Origin of the sequence: Pseudomonas sp. PMCC200344 (assembly GCF_030053095.1) — a bacterium.
Lineage (GTDB): Bacteria > Pseudomonadota > Gammaproteobacteria > Pseudomonadales > Pseudomonadaceae > Aquipseudomonas > Aquipseudomonas svalbardensis.
The window spans coordinates 1380405-1400359 of record NZ_CP125618.1 but is presented as its reverse complement, the minus strand read 5'-3'; the positions used below and the strand labels follow the sequence as shown (position 1 = coordinate 1400359).

The 19955-nt window shown below is 58.1% G+C and carries 24 protein-coding genes; 2 read left to right on the top strand and 22 right to left on the bottom strand.

The window, feature by feature from the left end; translation table 11 throughout:
- Positions 1-34: 34 nt before the first annotated feature.
- From QFW87_RS06245 to QFW87_RS06180, 14 genes are all read right to left on the bottom strand, one after another.
- Entirely contained in the window at positions 35-541 is a 507-nt protein-coding gene (locus tag QFW87_RS06245) for a phage major tail tube protein (protein WP_283190063.1), read from the bottom strand.
- Positions 541-1707: a phage tail protein gene (locus tag QFW87_RS06240; RefSeq protein WP_283190062.1), complete on the bottom strand. Its 1167-nt coding sequence runs from the start codon at positions 1705-1707 to the stop codon at positions 541-543. The genes QFW87_RS06245 and QFW87_RS06240 overlap by 1 nt, the downstream gene beginning before the upstream one ends.
- A 1-nt stretch (position 1708) precedes the next feature.
- On the bottom strand, positions 1709-1894 hold the full coding sequence (locus tag QFW87_RS06235; RefSeq protein ID WP_283190061.1) for a hypothetical protein: 186 nt from the start codon (positions 1892-1894) through the stop codon (positions 1709-1711).
- 86 nt (positions 1895-1980) lie between these two features.
- The gene (locus QFW87_RS06230) at positions 1981-2238 is read right to left on the bottom strand and encodes a tail fiber assembly protein (RefSeq protein ID WP_283190060.1); all 258 of its coding nucleotides are present in this window, start codon (positions 2236-2238) and stop codon (positions 1981-1983) included.
- Between the two features lie 10 nt (positions 2239-2248).
- Positions 2249-2869, bottom strand: coding sequence for a hypothetical protein (locus tag QFW87_RS06225; protein WP_283190059.1), 621 nt, complete (start codon positions 2867-2869; stop codon positions 2249-2251).
- A 79-nt stretch (positions 2870-2948) separates the two neighbouring features.
- A complete protein-coding gene (locus QFW87_RS06220; RefSeq protein ID WP_283190058.1) occupies positions 2949-3479 on the bottom strand; it encodes a hypothetical protein in 531 nt (176 codons plus the stop codon).
- Positions 3480-3503: 24 nt separating this feature from the next.
- On the bottom strand, positions 3504-4208 hold the full coding sequence (locus tag QFW87_RS06215; RefSeq protein WP_283190057.1) for a phage tail protein I: 705 nt from the start codon (positions 4206-4208) through the stop codon (positions 3504-3506).
- Positions 4205-5200, bottom strand: a complete 996-nt coding sequence (locus QFW87_RS06210) for a baseplate J/gp47 family protein (RefSeq protein WP_283190056.1) — start codon at positions 5198-5200, stop codon at positions 4205-4207. The genes QFW87_RS06215 and QFW87_RS06210 overlap by 4 nt, the downstream gene beginning before the upstream one ends.
- Complete coding sequence (locus tag QFW87_RS06205; RefSeq protein ID WP_283190055.1) at positions 5197-5529, bottom strand: phage baseplate protein; 333 nt, start codon at positions 5527-5529, stop codon at positions 5197-5199. Before QFW87_RS06205 ends, QFW87_RS06210 begins: the two co-directional genes overlap by 4 nt.
- Before the next feature lie 10 nt (positions 5530-5539).
- Entirely contained in the window at positions 5540-6151 is a 612-nt protein-coding gene (locus QFW87_RS06200) for a phage baseplate assembly protein V (RefSeq protein WP_283190054.1), read from the bottom strand.
- A 3-nt stretch (positions 6152-6154) separates the two neighbouring features.
- Positions 6155-6673 carry a hypothetical protein gene (locus QFW87_RS06195; RefSeq protein ID WP_283190053.1) on the bottom strand — a complete coding sequence of 173 codons (519 nt, stop codon included), beginning with the start codon at positions 6671-6673 and terminating at the stop codon, positions 6155-6157.
- Between the two features lie 47 nt (positions 6674-6720).
- Positions 6721-7071, bottom strand: coding sequence for a phage holin family protein (locus tag QFW87_RS06190; protein WP_283190052.1), 351 nt, complete (start codon positions 7069-7071; stop codon positions 6721-6723).
- A 70-nt stretch (positions 7072-7141) separates the two neighbouring features.
- On the bottom strand, positions 7142-7723 hold the full coding sequence (locus QFW87_RS06185) for a DUF642 domain-containing protein (protein ID WP_283190051.1): 582 nt from the start codon (positions 7721-7723) through the stop codon (positions 7142-7144).
- A gap of 517 nt (positions 7724-8240) precedes the next feature.
- On the bottom strand, positions 8241-8975 hold the full coding sequence (locus tag QFW87_RS06180) for an XRE family transcriptional regulator (RefSeq protein WP_283190882.1): 735 nt from the start codon (positions 8973-8975) through the stop codon (positions 8241-8243).
- Positions 8976-9186: 211 nt separating this feature from the next.
- Between QFW87_RS06180 and mutS the strand changes: the two genes are divergently transcribed.
- Complete coding sequence (gene mutS, locus QFW87_RS06175) at positions 9187-11766, top strand: DNA mismatch repair protein MutS (RefSeq protein WP_283183222.1); 2580 nt, start codon at positions 9187-9189, stop codon at positions 11764-11766.
- A 142-nt stretch (positions 11767-11908) separates the two neighbouring features.
- Positions 11909-12232 (top strand): ferredoxin FdxA, encoded by a 324-nt coding sequence (fdxA, locus tag QFW87_RS06170; protein ID WP_283183221.1) that lies wholly within the window; start codon positions 11909-11911, stop codon positions 12230-12232.
- 485 nt (positions 12233-12717) lie between these two features.
- Here the strand turns inward: fdxA and rpoS are convergent, their stop codons facing one another.
- The 8 genes from rpoS to QFW87_RS06130 form a co-directional block, all read right to left on the bottom strand.
- Positions 12718-13725 (bottom strand): RNA polymerase sigma factor RpoS, encoded by a 1008-nt coding sequence (gene rpoS / locus QFW87_RS06165; RefSeq protein WP_054047143.1) that lies wholly within the window; start codon positions 13723-13725, stop codon positions 12718-12720.
- A 105-nt stretch (positions 13726-13830) separates the two neighbouring features.
- Complete coding sequence (locus tag QFW87_RS06160) at positions 13831-14688, bottom strand: peptidoglycan DD-metalloendopeptidase family protein (RefSeq protein ID WP_283183220.1); 858 nt, start codon at positions 14686-14688, stop codon at positions 13831-13833.
- 211 nt (positions 14689-14899) lie between these two features.
- Positions 14900-15535 (bottom strand): protein-L-isoaspartate(D-aspartate) O-methyltransferase, encoded by a 636-nt coding sequence (locus QFW87_RS06155; protein ID WP_177327881.1) that lies wholly within the window; start codon positions 15533-15535, stop codon positions 14900-14902.
- Between the two features lie 41 nt (positions 15536-15576).
- Positions 15577-16326: a 5'/3'-nucleotidase SurE gene (gene surE / locus QFW87_RS06150; protein WP_283183219.1), complete on the bottom strand. Its 750-nt coding sequence runs from the start codon at positions 16324-16326 to the stop codon at positions 15577-15579.
- Positions 16314-17372 (bottom strand): tRNA pseudouridine(13) synthase TruD, encoded by a 1059-nt coding sequence (gene truD / locus QFW87_RS06145; protein ID WP_283190050.1) that lies wholly within the window; start codon positions 17370-17372, stop codon positions 16314-16316. Before truD ends, surE begins: the two co-directional genes overlap by 13 nt.
- Complete coding sequence (gene ispF, locus QFW87_RS06140) at positions 17369-17842, bottom strand: 2-C-methyl-D-erythritol 2,4-cyclodiphosphate synthase (RefSeq protein ID WP_010462780.1); 474 nt, start codon at positions 17840-17842, stop codon at positions 17369-17371. The genes truD and ispF overlap by 4 nt, the downstream gene beginning before the upstream one ends.
- 43 nt (positions 17843-17885) lie before the next feature.
- Entirely contained in the window at positions 17886-18731 is an 846-nt protein-coding gene (gene fghA / locus QFW87_RS06135; RefSeq protein WP_283183217.1) for an S-formylglutathione hydrolase, read from the bottom strand.
- An 8-nt stretch (positions 18732-18739) separates the two neighbouring features.
- Complete coding sequence (locus QFW87_RS06130; protein WP_283190049.1) at positions 18740-19852, bottom strand: S-(hydroxymethyl)glutathione dehydrogenase/class III alcohol dehydrogenase; 1113 nt, start codon at positions 19850-19852, stop codon at positions 18740-18742.
- Positions 19853-19955 lie beyond the last annotated feature (103 nt).

Sequence of the window (19955 nt, the reverse complement as noted above, 5' to 3'; positions counted from 1 at the left end):
AGGGATCACGTTTAACCGGCGGGCGTTGCGGGAGTTACGGCAGCAACACGGCGCGGCGGGCGTCGCCGAGAATGTCGACACCGTTGAGCACGAACTTCTGGGTGCGCACGTCGATGTCGATCACCGGGATGCCGTTTTCGAGGCGGTTGTAGGTGCGGCAGGAGAGCTCGAGCGTGGTGACCGGCTTGTCGCCCATCTTCAGCGCCGTTTCGGTCAGGGACTTCAGCTTGCCGCCGACGGTGTGGTAGGTGAACCAGGTATTGCCGTCCTGATCCTGACCCGCCTCGCGCACGTTCAGCAGAATGTCGTCACCCAGCGTCACACCCAGGGCCAGCATGATTTCCGGGCCAACGCCTTGCAGGACCAAAGTGGCCCCAAGCACGGTACCGTTCTTGGCCATTTCCTCGCCGATAAAGCGCCCGCCCGTCATCGATTCCATTCCGAACTCGATCTTCGGCGGGGTGAAACTTTCCACCGTCGCCGACAACGGCAGGCCTTGCAGGGTGGCCGCGATGGCCTGTCTTACACGGTTGGTAAACATTAGAGAACATCCTCCAGGAACTGCTCGATGATTTCATCGCGGGCGTTGAGTTGGTAAACCATGTGTTCATTCGGCGCGTAGCGGCCGTAGTCGATGACGATGAACCATGTGCCGTTTTTGTACTTCTCGACGCTGTTCAATTCCGGGTGCAGATACACGCTACCGCCCGGGATGGTTTCGTCGGCGACCAGGGTTTGCAGCCAGTCATTGATGCGCTTGACCTCTTGATCCATGAACGACTTGGTCAGGTTCTTGGCCATGGCTTTCTGGCCCGCCTTCACCAACTTGCGGCTGATGGCGTCTTCCAGGCCGACGTAGCTGATGAACTTGCCGGTGATGGAGCGGTTACCCAGCAGCGAGAAGCCGCCAAGGATGGTCCGGGCGTAATAGCTGACGCCGTAGCGGTTGAGCAGATCGCCCTCGGTGGAGGTGTCGAGAATGTTGTATTCAACAGTCCGCGATACATCTTCGGCATAGGTGACCTGGTTGCCCGGGCTCTCCCATTGCTTGACCTTGGCGAGCGCGGCGATGGCCAGGCTCGAAGGCGCCAGGAAGACGTTTTTCTTCGCCGCTTTGGAGTAAACGGCCGGCATGTTGTGCACCACCAGGCAGCGGTCGAAACCGAGGTCCGCGCCGCCCAGTTCCTGGCTATAAGTCACTTGATCGGCGACCGCGGCGTCCTTGCCGTCGAGCACTACCCGCGCCTTGATGCGTTTGCCGAACGAGGCGAACTCGCTCGCCACAGCCTTGGTGCCGGTGAAACCCGGCGCGCCGATGATGGTCAGGTCTTCCGCGACCCCGCTCAACGCGGCCAGACCCAGCTTGCGACCGGTCTGTGCCTCAACGCCACCGATGACATTGTTCAGCGTATCGGCCGGGGTAGCGCCTTCTTCGACGATGACGACGTAGACCGGCACCTTGACCACTTTCAGAATCTGGAACACCGCGTGGAACAGCGTGCCCGACTCGGCACCGGTCGGATCCAGCAGCGCCTGGGTGGTGAAGCTGTTGATGCGAAATGGCGCATTGCGCGGAATCAGCAGATCCGCTTTCGGCGCGGTGCCGACCAGGCCGATGACGTTATTACCCAGGCCACCCATGGCCTCGGGAGATTCAGTGGCATTGACGGTAATGCCGTTGTGCTCGAAGTTCAAAACCTCAGCCATGTTATTCAGCCTTCTTGATGGTGGCCTTTTTGGCCAGGGTGGATGTTGTGTTCAGCTCCAGGCGACCGGCGCCAAGGAGCGCGCTGGCCTCGACATCGAGCAGGTCCAGCACTTGGCCGATGGTCGACCAGTGGCCACGGCCGATGGGGAACGGGACGAGTACGGTGTATTTCTGACGGATAGACATTAGCGAACTTCTCCAGACGCAAAAACGCAAAAGCCCCGTCAAAGGGGCTTTTTGCGGACGAAAAAAAACCGCTTTCGCGGATGGGGTTACTTCACGAAGGCTGGCAACTCGGGCCAGACAAGTTCGAGGGGATGATCTGACTGTTCAGGAATATCACGCAGTGCCTTGCGATAGGCCGCGACCTGAATTCGCTGTGCATCGGTGACGGGATAATCAGGCAATTGAGTAAAATCCGTGGCACGCAGAAGCTGGTCACGGCGCGTGCGAATAGCGGCCCATTCGATATCAGGGGTCGGCACCGCAAGCGGCCACTCTGTGCTGTTGTTGACAGGTGTATCAGACATTATTAACTCCTTAACTAAATGCTACGGTTTCAGCCAATGACAGTTTGGTTTTCAAATCACCCAAATTAAACAATCGACCATTACCCACTCGCATCGTGTCGATGCGCACCGTGGTGTAATAAATATTCGGGATCAGAATACGCATAACGACGTTCCCGTTAGTATCAACATAAACAGCAGGTATCATGTTGCCGAACGTCGATACATTTTGCAGTGTACGGGTGGGTTGGTAGCAGTAGCCAACCAGTGTTTCCTCGATGATTTTGGCGGTTCCGTAACTGTAACCCTTAATATTGAACCAAAACATTTCGGAGTTGACGTTTATGTTCAGCGGGACTTTGAAGTGCATATAAACATTCGTACTGATTCCCAGATCAGTGTAAACAAAGTCTCCTTGCGCCCCAACGGTTTGCACACCTCCGGTGCCGGTGACAAATCCTTGCAACAAGTTCCGGCGAATAGTGCCGAGTGCTGCTGGATCCCCTTCAACATCCTTGAGATTCCTCCATTCATTGAACTGGCTCAGGGCGGTGGCCATGGTGCTGTTGATGCTGCCAATTTTTCCATTGACGACCGTGGTCAGGTTATTGGCTGCCGTCACCAGCGATGCGACAGTAGTTTCTAAACTCACTTTTAAATTCCTATGCAATTAGACCCTTGGCGTCGTGTCCAGACATGGGCACCCGCCGTATAAAAAATACCGCACGTGCTTATTTGGTTTGTAACGACATCACCCGCAACAGCAACTCGACATGGCGCGCCATGTTGTCGATATCGGCACATGCCAAGGCTGTAAACTCATCGCTCAACAGAATGTTCAGATTTTCAGATCCGATAACAACGGTCACGCTGTCCGCTGGCAATGGGGAAACATCCAGGGTGAACTTCTGCAGCACACGCGCCGCACCGGCTTTATACGTCAGCAATTTTCCAGCAATGGAATAGATCGCCAATAACGTGCCGCTGGCGAGATAGAAGCCAAACTCACCAATTTCGTATTCATCCGGGCCACTAAACAGCGCCCCCATCCTGAGCTGTCCGGTACCGAGGTCCTCGTAATCAACAATCGCCACCCGCTGACGCTCATCGCGAAGGGCTGTTTCCGAGCCATTCGGATCATAGCGAGCGGTGCCGGCACCGATATGGGTAATTTCACCTTTCAAGCCTTGGTTCTTTGCCTGCAACACTTCTCCCAGCCCGGCGGAAGTGAAGCGAACCAAGCGCGTAATGTCATCTGTCATAGCTGCGCCCTGAGATCGTAGTTGTTAAAGGGTAGCGCCGGGAAACCCGGCGCTGGTTGGCTCGGCTCTTGACACCAAGTCGGGCAGCGCGGCGCAAAGCAACAGTTCGCAATCAGAAAGCGGTGTCCACACCGCACTGCTCACCACCATCGGACCGCGCAGCTTTACGTCAAGCAACGCACTTGACTGGCTGTCTTCGCGAACGCTCAACCCGGGATCGGTCGCCGCAACGACCCGCAAGCCACCCCGGGTTTCGTGCACGATGGTGATGGTTGATTCGTCGCGCTCGCTTTTGGCCGCATTGATGCGGCGTATCAAGCGATTGTGATCACCGCTTGACCAGGTGCGCCCAATAATTGCCTGCACGTCAAAGGTGTAGGGAATGCCTCGCGGTCGCTGCTGGTACCAAGCCCGGATGTCAGGCGTGAAACCCAAAGATTCAACAGCGTGACTCAATGCTTTTTCAGTGCCGGCCTGACGCTGGATTTGCCAGGAAAGCGAGACGGTCAGGCGCTTTTCAGAGTCTCTGGCGTCGGCATCCCACTCGCCGACTCCGCGATCCACCGCGAGATACGGAAGAAACTCACGGGGGGTCGTGGACGGCTCCATCAACTCTGGAAACGGCGGCATGATGCGATCAAGTAAATTGCCGAATCCCAGATCGAGGGCTTTTTCCAGAGGTGAACTGTTGGACGGTAACAGGCTCGAGCGAGGGTCCTGATCACTCATAACGTATGCACCTCGATCTCGATGCCCGTGCAATAAGGCGCTTCGAAAGCCGTTGTCAAAATCGGCTCCAGCGGTTCGAGAATCTCAAGCTGCACGGCGCCGGCGTTGTGCAAGGTGTAATCGATCCAGCTTGGATCTACTCGCCCTTCCAGGCGATGACAACTCTCGGCATACGCCTGCAACTGCTGTTGTGCGGCAACCTTGGTCAACCCCGAATCCGGGCCGGCATTGATACTGGCCATGACCCGAATCCTGTAGTTTTTGATGTGCGCGCCCAGCACGGTCACCAGATCGGTTTCCGGTCGCACATCAGGCCGGGCAAAGTGCTGGCGGACGCCCTCCAATAGCGACTCGGACGGTGCTCCGTTGCCTTCTCGGGAAAGCACGGTAACCATCACCTCGCCGGGCGCGGTGCGACGACCATTGCCATCCTTGACCTGCGCCGCATAGCCGTCCGGGTCGAAGGTGTATGTCACCTTCACCACGCCCGCAGCGGCGGTTTCCACCGTCACCGCAGGCCGCTCCCCAAGCGTGAAAACCTCCCGCCGATATTGCATCCGTGAACCCGCCGCTGGCGCATGCGGTGCCAGGTAATAACGCAACCTGGCGTCATCATCGCTCTCAAACACCGGAGCAATCGGCGGAAATGCCGACGGATCGCCTGGGTCCAGCAACTGGCGTTCAAGGCCCATGTCCGCGAGGCGCGCATCGAGATTGGTCCCGGTGGCCCACCACGCCAGCATCTGCTTGATCCGGGCGTTGTATTTACGTTCGTGGATTTGCAGCCGAACGCAAAAGGCCTCAAGGGCCAGGGTCAGCAACTCGCTTTCGTTTTCAAGGCTGACCAAAAGCTTGGCCGCGCTCTCGGGGGAACGGGCGCCGACGTACTCGACGACGAAGGTTTTGAACTCTGCGAGCAAATCCTCGAACGCTTCGATCGTGACGATTGCCGGTTCGGCCAACTGGTTCTGGCCGGGGATCAACATGCTCATGCCATTACCTCAAAAGTCTGGTGGCGATTTTTCCAGGTGCCGGCGAAACGCAGCAGCAGCCCGGCACCGCGGCGACTGGCGACAATGACTTGTGGCTCGAAATCGTCGATGCCGTTGTGCTTGTTGTAAAACGCTTGGGCCGCACGGCTCTGGGCAAGAATCAGCAGGTCGTCGCCGAGGTTCTGCCCCAGCAACTCAGTGAGTGCGCAGCCATACAAAGGACGCTTCTGACGCGTGCCCAAAGGCGTGGTCAGTGCACGGGTGGCGCGCTGCACAAACTGCAGCCAGTCATCAACCGTTGCGCCGGTGTTTCTATCGATTCCGATCATGGGAGGCTCTTTATGCGGTACTGATGACGCGACCCTGGTGATCCACCAATGGGCCGCTCAGATGCACACCGGAAGCGTCGAGCCGCATGCCGACGGCGCCCAGTTGCAATTCGATGACCTCAGGCGTCATCGCCAGCCTCGCCGGGCCGATGCTCAACTCGAGGGACTCACGAGAGCCGATGAACGCCACCGGGCCGTTTTTCCAGTGCAGAACATGACTGGCGTCGTCGTAACCGCTTTCCGTGCCGTCCTGATAGAGGCGACGCGTCAACGATGCCTGTGTCGAGACGGGCGGGAACTGACCGCCGTTAAGGCCGAACAACGCCACCGATTGTCCACCGCCATCGCCGCCGCCATGGTTCAGCAACAGGCACTGCTCGCCCACGGAGGGGATCCGCGACTCGCTCTGTGCGCCGGCACTCGGATTGAAAAACCTGATGGCAGGGGTAAGCAGCTCGCCATGACTGACCTTGCAGGTGTTGCTGACCGCATCGACCTGCTGACAAACACCTATGCGACAGAAACTGTCGGCACGCCGGTGCAGGTCTTCGAGCTCGGTCTCCATCTCGGCCAGACGCTCGATGATCGGGCCCAGTTGCATACGTAGAAGCGCATCAAACATGGGTCAGTCCTCGAGTGCGGTGTATTGATCCGGGTCGTCGATGTTCGACACCTCCCAGGTGCGGGCGAATTTCGGAATACCCAACGGGTCCTCGAGTAGCGTCGGGCCGAGGTACAGGGATTGGGTAAATGAAACGGTCCAGGCGGTGTACTCCCGTGTTTCGCTGATGAACGTGGATGGGATGCCATCAATGTTCATAGGCAAATCACATTGGTCGCCCGACAGATTCCAGCGGTTGTCGGTGACCAGGTTTTTCAGTTCGCTGACCAGATCGCAAACCGCCAATCCTGTGCCTGTGCTGGGCAGTACGACTTGCAAGGAAATCGTCAGGACATGAGCGATACGTCCATCGCTGGCACGGTTGCCCGGTGCATTACGCTCGATGGCGATCAGCACCCAGGGCTGATCGCCGGTGCCGTCGTAGTCTTGATGACTCCCGACCTTCAAGCCGGGAATGGTGGTGCGTAACGTTTCGGCAACGGCGGAAAACAGCTGCGACGGTTTTTCGATGACGGCGGACATTAATGGCCTCCTGTTCCTATAGCAACGCGAAGATCAGCGACGCCGGTTCACTGTTGATCCGGGCGAGAATCGCGCGGTGGCACTTCACAAACGCCGATCCGCTTGGCGGCCCAGCGCTCGTAAAGCCCGATGGCCACGTCCGCACCGGCCATCGCCGTCAGGCAGCCAAAAGCACCTGCGGCCCAGATCGACACGCCAGCCGCGTACAGCAGCATGATTGCCGAGACCCCGCAGATCATGCAGGCCCCGGATCGCAGCGCCAGGCGCCGCAGCAGCGACCAGCCACGGGCGCCCTCCTTGTCGGCTCGCCACATTTCGCCTGACACCCCGCCCACCAAGGCGAGAACGATGACCAGCCAGATCGGCATCTCCAGCAACGCTTGTTGCTCGTTTGTCATGTCACGCCTCCTGGGGATCGATGAGATGCGCCTCTCGGAAATGAGCCGCCTGGTTTTGATCGACGAAGAACTACAGCTTTTCAACGATCACGTTGTCGATGAAAGCGAAGTTGACGTACGGGTTCTGCTCGTTGGAAAAGGCCAGGGTTGTTTGATTCGTGGTAGCAGTGAAGTCATAAGTCACGGTATTCCACTCGACGACGCCACCCTTGACCGTTGGTGTGTTGAAGAGCGCGGTCTGACCGGCCACTTTCACTTGCACGACACCATCGCCGGATCGGTTGGCGTACATCGAATTGCCCATGCTGAAAGTCAATCGGTACTTGGCCCCTATCACGGTGGCAAAGTTCTGCTGAATCCCGCCACCATTGCTGTAAACGTTGTTAGCCAGATCGACGATCACTGCGCCTTCCGCTGCCGCAGATCCAGGGATCGAAGCGCGCATGTTGAAATACTCGGCACCCGACAGAAAGGTCGTCCAGCCCGTGATGAAGTTGGCTTTCACCGTCGTGTCCAGCACGCAGCTGTCGCTGCAGCCGGGTTGTTCAAAGCTGCCGTTGACCAGGAGGTTCGCCGCGGTGGCACTGCCAGCAGGGCCGACAAGGGCCAAAGCCAACATCAGCGGGGCAATGATTTTCTTGAGTCCGTTCATGGTTTTACCTATTAAGTGGAATGTCTTGATTGCGCAACGGTTGCTGCACAGTCGATCCCCAATGGGGGGTTGATATACCTGACGGTAGGCAGGCATTCCAAAAAGCCCGGTCACCCAGGCTTTTCAGTAATGCGGTCCTTCGCGTTGACCTTTCGGCGCTACTGGCGCGGTACGGATCGATTCATATTGTTTTTCCGACCGCGGTCCCTGCCCGCCGGATAACTGCTTCTGGTGCTTTACGCTGCACACCCGGGTCAGTTGCCAACCCTCTGAACCGTTGAGGCCGGTTCATCGCTGCCTTTGTGGTGGAACTAAAGAGCTTCGTTTCGAGCTGCTTTGTTGAGCGGCTTGAGACAAAGAATATGCATGGATGCATATACAGTCAATGCACAAATGCATTTATTTATGCGTTAGAAATGCATTGCTGCATGAAAGCCCCGCAGACAAAGGCGCTGAAGGCTTTTGGCAGGCGAAAAAAAACCCGCTCAATGGCGGGTTTTATCTGACAGCGGTGAGGTTAACGGGCGTACATGCCCCACCAGAAGACGTGACCGAGGATGACAATCTGCTCTTCCTGGATTTCCTGGAAGGTGTAGTCCTCGTCCGGATGTTCATCGCGATTGAAGCTGCGCAGACGTATCCCGGTAGGCAGGCGATAAAGCTGTTTCACCCGCAGCTGGCCGTTATGGTTGATGGCATAAAGGTCGCCATCCACGATATCGCCGATCCCGCACTTGCCGGCATTAACACCAACGGTGGCGCCATCGCGCAGTACCGGCAACATACTGTTGCCGCGCACCGTCACGCATTTGGCCTGGTCGAACTGCACGCCGTTGTGGCGCAGACTCCGCTTGCCGAAGCGCAGGCTAGAGCGCTCGCTCTCTTCGATGACGAACCTTCCTGATCCTGCAGCCAATTCAACCTCGCGAAGAAAGGGGACCGATACCTCGTCATCGTCGACGGGCGTATCGTCGTCCCACAGACTTATGTCCTTGAGTTCCGAATGCAATTGATCGCGCCCGGTGCTGGCTACCGGCGCGACATCCGCTCGGCCCCGCAACTGGTCGGTGCTGACGGCGAAGTACTCGGCGATCTTCGAGATGTGTTTATCCGAGGGATCGACGATCTTCCCGCTGAGGATCCGCGAGAGAGTGGATTGAGGCACGCCGGTGCGACGGTGAAGCTCCGTGGGGGAGATCCCGTGCTGATCGAGCAGCGCTCTTAAGACAGTAGAAACATTGCGTTTTTGCATAAAGCGCATAGTGCTTGTTCTTTTCGCGGAAGACAAATGCCAAATTGCATAAACAGCGCATAAGTCGTGCATAGACAGAAGATACGTATCGCAGGGCTTTCATGCCTGCGTCGGGTGGACCGCCCATGTTAACCTTGCGCCCATCGCGGAAAAGCCGGGCCGATGCCCCTCCTTTGCCCTACACCTTTCAACGAATTTGCCTGATTATCCGATGAATAAAGCGCTCTCTGATCTGTCCTCCCACACGCCGATGATGCAGCAGTACTGGCGCCTGAAAAACCAGCACCCTGACCAGCTGATGTTCTACCGCATGGGCGACTTCTACGAGATCTTCTATGAAGACGCGAAGAAGGCCGCCAAATTGCTGGACATCACCCTGACCGCCCGTGGGCAGTCGGCGGGTCAGGCGATTCCGATGTGTGGGATTCCTTACCACGCCGCGGAAGGCTACCTGGCGAAACTGGTCAAGCTCGGCGAGTCGGTGGTGATTTGTGAGCAGGTCGGCGACCCGGCGACCAGCAAGGGCCCGGTGGATCGTCAGGTGGTGCGGATCATCACGCCGGGCACGGTGAGTGATGAAGCGTTGCTGGATGAGCGTCGGGATAACCTGATTGCTGCCGTCCTGGGGGATGAGCGTCTGTTCGGTCTGGCGGTGCTGGACATCACCAGCGGCAACTTCACCGTGCTGGAAATCAAAGGCTGGGAAAACCTGCTGGCAGAACTGGAGCGCGTCAATCCGGTAGAGCTGATGATCCCGGATGACTGGCCGAAGGATCTGCCGGCGGAGAAACGTCGTGGGGTTCGTCGCCGTGCGCCGTGGGATTTCGAACGTGATTCGGCACTGAAGAGTCTCTGCCAACAATTCTCCACCCAGGACCTGAAAGGTTTTGGCTGCGAGAACCTGACCTTGGCCATCGGCGCCGCGGGTTGCCTGCTCAGCTACGCCAAGGAAACCCAGCGCACCGCCCTGCCCCATTTGCGCAGCCTGCGTCATGAACGCCTGGACGACACCGTGGTGCTGGACGGCGCGAGCCGTCGCAACCTGGAACTGGACACTAACCTGGCTGGCGGTCGCGACAACACGTTGCAATCTGTGGTCGATCGCTGCCAGACCGCCATGGGCAGCCGTCTGCTGACCCGCTGGCTGAACCGTCCGCTGCGGGATCTGACCGTATTGCTGGCGCGCCAGACCTCGATCACCTGCCTGCTCGACGGTTACCGCTTCGAGAAACTGCAACCGCAGCTCAAGGAAATCGGCGACATCGAGCGAATCCTGGCGCGGATCGGCCTGCGCAATGCCCGTCCTCGTGACCTGGCTCGCCTACGCGATGCGCTCGGAGCATTGCCTGAGTTGCAAGTGGCGATGACTGAGCTGGAAGCTCCGCACATCATTCAACTGGCGAAGACCACCAGCACCTACCCGGAACTGGCGGCCCTGCTGGAAAAAGCCATTATCGACAACCCGCCCGCGGTGATCCGTGACGGCGGCGTGTTGAAAACCGGTTACGACGCCGAACTGGACGATTTGCAATCGCTCAGCGAAAACGCCGGGCAGTTCCTGATCGACCTCGAAGCACGCGAGAAGGCCCGTACCGGTCTGTCGCATCTGAAAGTCGGTTACAACCGCATTCATGGCTACTTCATCGAGTTGCCAAGCAAGCAGGCTGAGTCGGCGCCGGCAGACTATATCCGTCGCCAGACGTTGAAAGGCGCCGAGCGCTTCATTACGCCGGAACTGAAGGCGTTCGAAGACAAGGCCCTGTCAGCGAAGAGCCGCGCCCTGGCGCGCGAGAAGATGCTCTACGAAGCACTGCTTGAAGATTTGATCGCCCAGTTGCCACCGCTGCAAGACACCGCCGCGGCACTGGCCGAGCTGGACGTGTTGAGCAACCTTGCCGAACGTGCGCTGAACCTCGATCTGAACTGCCCGCGCTTCGTCAGTGAGCCGTGCATGCGCATCAGCCAGGGTCGTCACCCGGTGGTCGAGCAAGTGCTGACCACGCCGTTCGTGGCCAACGACCTGAGCCTCGACGACAACACCCGTATGCTGGTGATCACCGGTCCGAACATGGGTGGTAAATCCACCTACATGCGCCAGACCGCTCTGATCGTGCTGCTGGCACACATCGGCAGCTTCGTACCGGCAGCGAGTTGCGAGTTGTCTCTGGTGGACCGGATCTTTACCCGGATCGGTTCCAGCGATGACCTGGCCGGCGGGCGCTCGACCTTCATGGTCGAAATGAGCGAAACCGCGAACATATTGCACAACGCCACCGAGCGCAGCCTGGTGCTGATGGACGAAGTCGGTCGTGGCACCAGCACCTTTGACGGTTTGTCCCTGGCGTGGGCGGCGGCCGAACGCCTGGCCCATCTGCGGGCTTACACGCTGTTCGCCACCCACTACTTCGAGCTGACGGTGCTACCGGAGGCACAACCGCTGGTGGCCAACGTTCACCTTAATGCCACCGAGCACAACGAACGCATCGTGTTCCTGCACCACGTGCTGCCAGGGCCTGCCAGCCAGAGCTACGGCCTTGCGGTTGCACAGTTGGCCGGTGTGCCGAGCGAAGTGATCGTGCGCGCTCGCGAACACTTGGGCCGGCTGGAAGCGGCCGCCCTGCCTCATGAAGTTCCCAAGACTGCCAAAGGCAAACCGGCGGCGCCGCAGCAGAGCGACATGTTCGCCAGCCTGCCGCATCCGGTGCTGGATGATCTGGCCAAACTTGATCTGGACGACATGACGCCGCGTCGGGCGCTCGAAATGCTCTATACACTAAAGACACGGATCTAACGCACTCGCCTGCAAGCTGTTAGAATCTCGCGCGGTTTGGGATGCTGCTGGCTTATAGCCTGACCAGCAGACTATCGCTCCCAAACCTGGCGACCCCAACGTGAAGGGGCTCCGCTGCCGCCGCCTGAGGAGAAAATTAGAAATGACCTTCGTCGTCACCGACAACTGCATCAAGTGCAAGTACACCGACTGCGTAGAAGTCTGTCCGGTGGACTGCTTTTACGAAGGCCCGAACTTCCTGGTGATTCACCCGGATGAGTGCATCGACTGCGCACTGTGCGAACCAGAATGCCCTGCCGTGGCCATCTTCTCCGAAGATGAAGTCCCGGAAGACATGCAGGAGTTTATTCAGCTGAACGTTGAGCTGGCGGAAATCTGGCCCAACATCACCGAGAAGAAAGAATCCTTGCCCAATGCCGAAGAGTGGGATGGCGTCAAAGGCAAGATCAAAGACCTCGAACGCTGATTACCCCCGCGTTCTCGAAAAGGCCCCTCGCGGGCCTTTTTGCTTTTCTGCAGGCAAAAAAAGGGGCGGTTTGACCCGCCCACATTTTTTCCCTATTCCCTGTGTTCCTTTTCATCGTCCTGATGAATCGCTTCCTGCGATGTCCTTTCCCCCTCATCCTTGAAGGGTGTGTCTGTCCGTCGACACAGTTCAGATACTAGAGAGTTCCCTACCAAGAGCAATCGCCTCCATTAGCTGAAACTGACTGTCACAAGCTATTAATCTTAAAAAATAAGCATATAAATCAATCAGTTAATCATATCTCACGTAGGAATATGTACGGCTGCTACCCATGGAATTAGCGAACACTTACGAAAGAGTAAGCAAACACTTACAGCGAGAGACTACAAACCAGAGGGGCTTACGGCGGGAACTCCCACCTGTTTCCCAGGTAATAAAAAACCCCGAACCAGTCGGGGCCTCTTACATGCCAGCCAGCAAATTACTTATTGAAACAACGACTCGCTCGACAGGCCATTCTTCTCGAGAATCTCCCGAAGACGCTTCAGGCCTTCAACCTGAATCTGTCTGACCCGCTCCCGAGTCAGGCCAATCTCCAGGCCTACATCTTCAAGCGTGCTGCTCTCGTGACCGCGCAGGCCGAAGCGGCGTATCACCACTTCGCGTTGCTTGTCGGTCAGCTCCGAGAGCCATTGATCGATGCTCTGGGACAGGTCGTCATCCTGCAACAGTTCACATGGATCGGTTGGGCGGTCATCGGTAAGGGTGTCCAGCAGGGTTTTATCCGAATCCGGACCCAGCGAGACGTCGACCGAAGAAACCCGCTCGTTCAGGCCGAGCATGCGCTTGACCTCGCCCACTGGTTTTTCCAGCAGGTTGGCAATTTCTTCGGGTGAGGGTTCGTGATCGAGTTTTTGCGTCAGCTCCCGTGCAGCCCGCAGGTACACGTTGAGCTCTTTGACCACATGAATCGGCAACCGGATGGTCCGGGTCTGATTCATGATCGCGCGCTCGATGGTCTGACGAATCCACCAGGTCGCGTAGGTTGAAAAGCGGAAGCCGCGTTCGGGGTCGAACTTCTCTACCGCCCGGATGAGCCCGAGGTTGCCCTCTTCGATCAGGTCCAGCAGCGACAGACCCCGATTGACGTAACGCCGGGCGATTTTCACCACCAGCCGCAGGTTACTTTCAATCATGCGTTTGCGCCCGGCCGGATCTCCACTTTGCGACAAGCGCGCAAAATGAACTTCTTCTTCGGGGGACAACAGAGGGGAAAAGCCAATCTCATTGAGGTACAACTGCGTGGCATCGAGTGCACGCGTGTAGTCAATGTACTTGTGTTGCTTTAACGAGGCGGAGTGTTTGGATTTGGCACGAACGGAAGGTGGAGCAGCCCCTTCATCATTCGACATCGAATCCGTAGCGATGCCGGTCTCCATCAGGAGAACCTCATCGTCGATGTCAAACTCCGGCACTTCTTTACTGAGAGCCATTGTTATAGTCCTTTGGTGAGTTCGACCTCAGGCTCAAGCGGCGCCTATATCCTTGGCAACGCTGGAGCCTGTTCCCTCTACGCGACGGAACAGGCTGGAAAGCGATCAACGACGTGGCAGGAATTGCAGCGGATCTACAGGTTTACCTTGTCGGCGAATCTCAAAATGCAGCTTCACCCGGTCTGTACCCGTTGACCCCATTTCGGCAATTGTCTGTCCGACCTTGACCTGCTGCCCCTCCCGAACTAACAGCCTGCGGTTATGTCCGTAGGCACTGACGTAGGTATCGCTGTGTTTGATGATGACTAATTCGCCGTAGCCCCTTAAGCCACTCCCGGCGTATACCACCGTCCCATCAGACGCAGCTAAAACAGGCTGTCCCAAATCCCCGGCGATATCAATTCCTTTATTCAAACTGCCGTTTGAAGAGAATTTACCAATGAGAATGCCATTAGATGGCCATCCCCAGCCGGTCGGGGCCGGACCGGCAGGAGGCATCGGAGCAGGGGTCGGCTTGCTGGCGACGGACGGTGCAACCACTGCTGTGCTCGTGGTTGCGCCATTCGCCTGGCGCCGGATAACCGTGGTTTTCAGCGACGAAGAAGGCGTTGAATCGGCGGAGCTGACCACCGGTGTCGGCGTTGAGCCGGTGCGACCGTCAAAGCGAATCGTCTGACCCGGATGGATCGTATAAGGCGTAGGAATGTTGTTGCGTGCCGCGAGGGCTTTGTAGTCCCAGCCGTAGCGAAAGGCAATGGAGAACAAGGTGTCTTTAGGTCGGACGACGTATTGACCCGTGGTCACTGCCGGACGCTGGGCGACGGCGTTGTTGCGATCGACGACGCGTACATCGCTCGATTTATTGCTGGAGCACCCGACTAGCAAGGTGCTCAAGACAAGGCCAGTCACCAGGCGCTGAAAGCTCGTTTTACCCATTCGCTGCGCAATGACTGTGAGACTCACCCGCCGCTCCCTTTGTGGTGGCTGAAAATGTGGATTGCCGTGTACCGGCATTGAAATGTCGCAAGTATAACGAGCCGTGCAGGCTTTACCTTTAATGAAGCGTAATGGCTTCGCGCACACGTTTGCTGCCTGACGATGATCCCGTTTAACTGATCGATCCCGCTGTAAGACAGGAGCAATCGAAGAGAATTCAGCGCCCTGAAACAAATGCTCAGGCAAGTGGCCCATTGAGCAACGGGACGAAGCGAACAGCCCCCAGAACACGCCTGGAAAAGCCCTGCTCTTCCCGGATGATCAGCATCAATTGTTGAACCTCACCCGATCCGACCGGGATCACCAGCCGCCCTCCCGGCGCCAATTGATCAAGCAGCGCCTGAGGTACATCGGTCGCCACCGCAGTCACGATAATGCCGTTGTAAGGCGCCAGCGCCGGCCACCCTTCCCAACCATCGCCCCAGCGGAACACCACGTTGCGCAGGTTCAGTTCCACCAGGCGTTCCTTGGCCCGGTCCTGCAGAACCTTGATGCGCTCGACGGAAAATACCCGCTCGACCAGTTGCGACAGCACCGCCGTCTGATAGCCCGAGCCGGTGCCGATTTCCATCACCTTGTCGAGAGGACCTGCCTCCAGCAGCAACTCGCTCATGCGAGCCACCATATAAGGCTGCGAGATGGTCTGGTTATTGCCGATCGGTAGCGCCGTGTCTTCGTAGGCGCGGTGAGCCAGCGCCTCGTCGACGAACAGGTGACGCGGTGTACGGCGAATGACTTCCAGCACCTTGGCGTTGCAAATTCCCTCTTCATACAGGCGCTGAATAAGGCGCTCACGGGTCCGTTGTGAGGTCATCCCGATGCCACGACGCAGAATATCGTCTTGTTCACGAGCCATTAGTTGAGCCCCTCCAGCCAGCCATCGAGACTTCTGAAGGCATCATTAAAGGTGCGATCCAGTTGCAGTGGGGTGATTGAAACATAGCCTTGCATCACCGCATGAAAATCGGTGCCCGGGCCGCCGTCTTCGGCATCCCCCGCCGCCGCAATCCAGTAACCGGATTTACCGCGCGGATCGACCATTTTCATCGGCGCTGCAGCACGTGCTCGATGTCCAAGGCGGGTCAGCTGAATACCGCGGATGTGGTCCAGCGGCAAATTGGGAATGTTCACGTTCAGTACCGTACGCGGTGGCAGTTCAAGGTCCGCGTGAGCCTCTACCAGTTTGCGCGCAAAGTACGCTGCTGTGGGAAGGTTCTCCACTTGCCGTGAGACCAACGAAAAGGCAAACGAAGGACGCGCCAGGAAACGTCCCTCAAGGGCCGCCGCCACAGTGCCGGAATACAACACGTCATCACCCAGGTTGGCGCCCAGGTTGATCCCCGAAACCACCATGTCCGGCTCGCGTTCCAGCAAGCCATTGAGGCCCAGGTGCACGCAATCGGTCGGTGTGCCATTGAGGCTGATAAAGCCGTTGGCCAGGGTTTGCGGGTGTAACGGACGGTCGAGCGTCAGCGAGCTGCTGGCGCCGCTTTTGTCTTGGTCCGGGGCGATAACCACGCATTCGGTGTAATCCGCCAGCGCAGCATAAAGCGCGGCGAGACCGGGTGCGGTTACCCCATCGTCGTTAGAAATCAGAATACGCATGGGCTGTCCGTCTGCCCCACCGGCACCAGATCAACGAGCTCGCGCACCAATACGGTGGCGAAGCATCCGGCCGGGAGGACGAATTCCAGTTGCAGAATGTCAGGCTCGGGATAATGCCACGTCAACCCATCAATGGGCAGCCGCAGGATGCGACGTTCGTGGCTCATACCGGCGTTAATCAACCAATCACGCAAGTCCGCTTCGCGAGTGGCGATTGCCTGCTCCAGTTCATGGACAGCGCCAGTGGCCGGCGAGTCACCTTCGCCCCACTGCGGACCGGTCGGGTGCAGATCGAGAATTGCCAGACGCGGGTCGCTGCACTCGGCAACACCTGCCGGAAAAAAGCTGCGACTGTCGGTGAAGGCCAGCAGATCGCCAACCTGGGCACGCTGCCAGCTGCCATCGGCGACACGCGCCGCCAACACCTGATTAAACAGAAAACTGCGCGCCGTAGAGAGCAGACGCGAACGCACGTTGCGCTGCTCCGGCAAGGCTTTGCGAGCAGCCCACGCACGGGCATCGACCACGTTACCGCCGTCAAACCCAAAACGCTGGGCGCCGAAATAATTGGGAACACCTTGCTTGGCGATCAGTTGCAGACGCTCCTCGATCGCCGCTTTGTCGCCAGCGAATTGCGTCAATCGCAACGTGAAGCCATTGGCCGAGTGAGCACCGCGTTGAAGCTTGCGTTTGTGCCGGCCGGTCTTGAGGATCTTCAGCGTATCGTTTTCCGCCGCCGACAGATCAGGATCGGCCTTGCCCGGCAGCTGCACGCTGAACCACTGGCGAGTCAGCGCCTGACGATCCTTGAGCCCCGCATAACTGACAGTGCGCAATGGCACGCCCGCCGCCTTGGCGATTCGCCGTGCCGCTTCTTCGGTATTCAGACCGCGCTTTTCCACCCAGATCCACAAGTGTTCGCCGTCGCCACTGAGGGGGATATTGAGGACTTCATCGACCTGAAAATCTTCCGCCGTGGCTTTCAGTACCGCGGTGCCGAGGGCTTGGCCATAGGCCCGCGGGCCGAGCAATTGCAGTTCGTTCATGCGCGCAGCAACAAGGCAACGGAGTGCACGGCAATGCCTTCTTCGCGACCGACAAAGCCGAGCTTTTCGGTGGTGGTAGCTTTCACGTTCACTTGATCCAACTCAACTTGAAGATCCGCGGCAATCAGCGCGCGCATCGATTCGATATGCGGGGCCATTTTCGGCGCCTGAGCGACGATGGTGTTATCGACGTTGCCGACTTTCCAGCCCTTGGCATGGATCAGTGCGACGACGTGACGCAACAGCACTCGGCTGTCGGCGCCCTTGAATGTCGGGTCGGTGTCCGGAAAATGTTTGCCGATATCACCCAGCGCAGCGGCGCCGAGCAAGGCATCGCTCAAGGCGTGCAGCAGGACGTCACCGTCGGAGTGAGCGAGCAGCCCGAAGCCGTGTGCAATCCGCACGCCGCCCAGAGTAATGAAATCGCCTTCAGCGAAACGGTGCACATCATAGCCGTGGCCAATACGCATAAAAAAACGCCCCGATTTTTGTCAGGGCGTGATTCTACCTGCATTAGACGCCTAGGGCGCGTCCATGATGTTGCAAGTGGTCGTCGATAAAACTGGCGATGAAGAAATAGCTATGGTCGTAGCCGGGTTGCAGGCGCAACGTCAGCGGATGACCGGCCAGTTTGGCGGCCTGTTGCAAGGCTTCAGGCTTGAGCTGGGTGGCGAGGAAATCGTCGCGATCACCTTGGTCGACCAACAACGGCAACTTCTCGTTCGCTTCGGCAATCAGGACGCAGGCATCCCACTCGCGCCATTTCGAACGATCTTCCCCCAGGTAGCGGGAAAAGGCCTTCTGCCCCCAAGGACAGTCCATCGGATTGTTGATCGGCGAGAACGCCGACACCGACTGATAACGCCCCGGATTACGCAACGCACAGACCAGCGCACCGTGGCCACCCATGGAGTGACCACTGATGCCGCGCTTGTCCGACGCCGGGAAATGGGCTTCGACCAATGCGGGCAATTCCTGCACGACATAGTCATGCATCCGATAGTGCCGGGACCAGGGTTCCTGCGTGGCATTCAGATAAAATCCGGCACCGAGACCGAAGTCCCAGGCGCCATCCGGATCACCCGGCACATCGGGACCGCGAGGGCTGGTGTCCGGTGCAACGATGATCAGCCCAAGCTCGGCGGCCAAGCGCATGGCGCCGGCCTTTTGCATGAAGTTTTCGTCGGTGCAGGTCAGGCCGGACAACCAGTACAGCACCGGCAACTTGCCGCCCTGCTCCGCTTGCGGCGGCAGGTACACGGCAAACACCATGTCGCAGCCGAGCACATCGGAGCGGTGCCGATAGCGTTTGTGCCAGCCGCCGAAGCTTTTCTGGCAGGAGATATTTTCCAGGCTCATGACCGACCTCAGAAATGGATGACGGAACGGATGCTCTTGCCTTCATGCATCAGGTCGAACGCCTTGTTGATATCTTCCAGGCCCATGGTGTGGGTGATGAACGTATCCAGCGGGATTTCGCCGGTTTCAGCCATCTCGACATAGCTTGGCAACTCGGTACGGCCACGCACGCCGCCGAACGCCGAACCGCGCCAGACGCGACCGGTCACCAACTGGAATGGACGCGTGGCGATTTCCTGGCCAGCACCGGCGACGCCGATGATTACCGACTCGCCCCAACCCTTGTGGCAGCATTCAAGTGCGGCACGCATCAATTGCACGTTGCCGATGCATTCGAAGGAAAAGTCGACGCCGCCGTCGGTCATGTCAACGATGACTTCCTGGATGGGACGATCAAAATCTTTCGGGTTCACACAATCGGTTGCGCCCAACTGCTTGGCGATCTCGAATTTGGCCGGGTTGATGTCGATGGCGATGATCCGCGCAGCCTTGGCTTTGACGGCGCCGATCACCGCCGACAGACCGATGCCGCCGAGGCCGAAAATGGCGACGGTATCACCTGGATTTACCTTGGCGGTATTAAGAACTGCACCGATGCCGGTGGTGACACCGCAGCCCAGCAGGCAGACTTTTTCCAGTGGCGCTTCTTTTGGAATTTTGGCGACGGAGATTTCCGGCAGCACGGTGTACTCGGAGAACGTCGACGTCCCCATGTAGTGGAAAATTGGTTGGCCTTTGTAGGAAAAGCGCGAAGTGCCATCCGGCATCAGGCCTTTACCCTGAGTCGCACGAATCGCCTGACACAGGTTGGTTTTGCCCGACAGACAGAATTTGCACTGGCGGCATTCCGGGGTGTACAGCGGGATCACATGATCGCCAACTGCAACGGAGGTCACGCCTTCACCGATCGCCTCAACCACCGCGCCACCTTCGTGACCGAGGATCGACGGGAAGATACCTTCCGGGTCCGCGCCCGACAGCGTGTAGGCATCGGTATGGCAGACACCGGAGGCAACCACACGCAGCAGGACTTCACCGGCCTTGGGCATGGCGACATCGACTTCAACGATCTCGAGGGGTTTCTTGGCCTCGAAGGCAACGGCAGCGCGCGACTTGATCATGTGGATTCTCCAGTGAATAAAAACGAGACAGGGAGTGTAATACACCGCCTGACGGTGAATAATCCGGACAAAAGCAAAACATTATTGCCATACAGGGATAATC

Bases quoted from the DNA above. Each gene is read 5' to 3' on its own strand.
- rpoS (WP_054047143.1), bottom strand. From the start codon at position 13,725: ATGGCTCTCAGTAAAGAAGTGCCGGAGTTTGACATCGACGATGAGGTT.
- ispF (WP_010462780.1), bottom strand. From the start codon at position 17,842: ATGCGTATTGGCCACGGCTATGATGTGCACCGTTTCGCTGAAGGCGAT.
- truD (WP_283190050.1), bottom strand. From the start codon at position 17,372: ATGAACGAACTGCAATTGCTCGGCCCGCGGGCCTATGGCCAAGCCCTC.
- QFW87_RS06205 (WP_283190055.1), bottom strand. From the start codon at position 5,529: ATGATCGGAATCGATAGAAACACCGGCGCAACGGTTGATGACTGGCTG.
- QFW87_RS06200 (WP_283190054.1), bottom strand. From the start codon at position 6,151: ATGTTTGATGCGCTTCTACGTATGCAACTGGGCCCGATCATCGAGCGT.
- QFW87_RS06155 (WP_177327881.1), bottom strand. From the start codon at position 15,535: ATGACCTCACAACGGACCCGTGAGCGCCTTATTCAGCGCCTGTATGAA.
- QFW87_RS06195 (WP_283190053.1), bottom strand. From the start codon at position 6,673: ATGTCCGCCGTCATCGAAAAACCGTCGCAGCTGTTTTCCGCCGTTGCC.
- fghA (WP_283183217.1), bottom strand. From the start codon at position 18,731: ATGAGCCTGGAAAATATCTCCTGCCAGAAAAGCTTCGGCGGCTGGCAC.
- QFW87_RS06180 (WP_283190882.1), bottom strand. From the start codon at position 8,975: ATGCAAAAACGCAATGTTTCTACTGTCTTAAGAGCGCTGCTCGATCAG.
- QFW87_RS06215 (WP_283190057.1), bottom strand. From the start codon at position 4,208: ATGAGTGATCAGGACCCTCGCTCGAGCCTGTTACCGTCCAACAGTTCA.
- QFW87_RS06210 (WP_283190056.1), bottom strand. From the start codon at position 5,200: ATGAGCATGTTGATCCCCGGCCAGAACCAGTTGGCCGAACCGGCAATC.
- fdxA (WP_283183221.1), top strand. From the start codon at position 11,909: ATGACCTTCGTCGTCACCGACAACTGCATCAAGTGCAAGTACACCGAC.
- surE (WP_283183219.1), bottom strand. From the start codon at position 16,326: ATGCGTATTCTGATTTCTAACGACGATGGGGTAACCGCACCCGGTCTC.
- QFW87_RS06190 (WP_283190052.1), bottom strand. From the start codon at position 7,071: ATGACAAACGAGCAACAAGCGTTGCTGGAGATGCCGATCTGGCTGGTC.
- QFW87_RS06230 (WP_283190060.1), bottom strand. From the start codon at position 2,238: ATGTCTGATACACCTGTCAACAACAGCACAGAGTGGCCGCTTGCGGTG.
- QFW87_RS06240 (WP_283190062.1), bottom strand. From the start codon at position 1,707: ATGGCTGAGGTTTTGAACTTCGAGCACAACGGCATTACCGTCAATGCC.
- QFW87_RS06220 (WP_283190058.1), bottom strand. From the start codon at position 3,479: ATGACAGATGACATTACGCGCTTGGTTCGCTTCACTTCCGCCGGGCTG.
- QFW87_RS06235 (WP_283190061.1), bottom strand. From the start codon at position 1,894: ATGTCTATCCGTCAGAAATACACCGTACTCGTCCCGTTCCCCATCGGC.
- QFW87_RS06185 (WP_283190051.1), bottom strand. From the start codon at position 7,723: ATGAACGGACTCAAGAAAATCATTGCCCCGCTGATGTTGGCTTTGGCC.
- mutS (WP_283183222.1), top strand. From the start codon at position 9,187: ATGAATAAAGCGCTCTCTGATCTGTCCTCCCACACGCCGATGATGCAG.
- QFW87_RS06245 (WP_283190063.1), bottom strand. From the start codon at position 541: ATGTTTACCAACCGTGTAAGACAGGCCATCGCGGCCACCCTGCAAGGC.
- QFW87_RS06130 (WP_283190049.1), bottom strand. From the start codon at position 19,852: ATGATCAAGTCGCGCGCTGCCGTTGCCTTCGAGGCCAAGAAACCCCTC.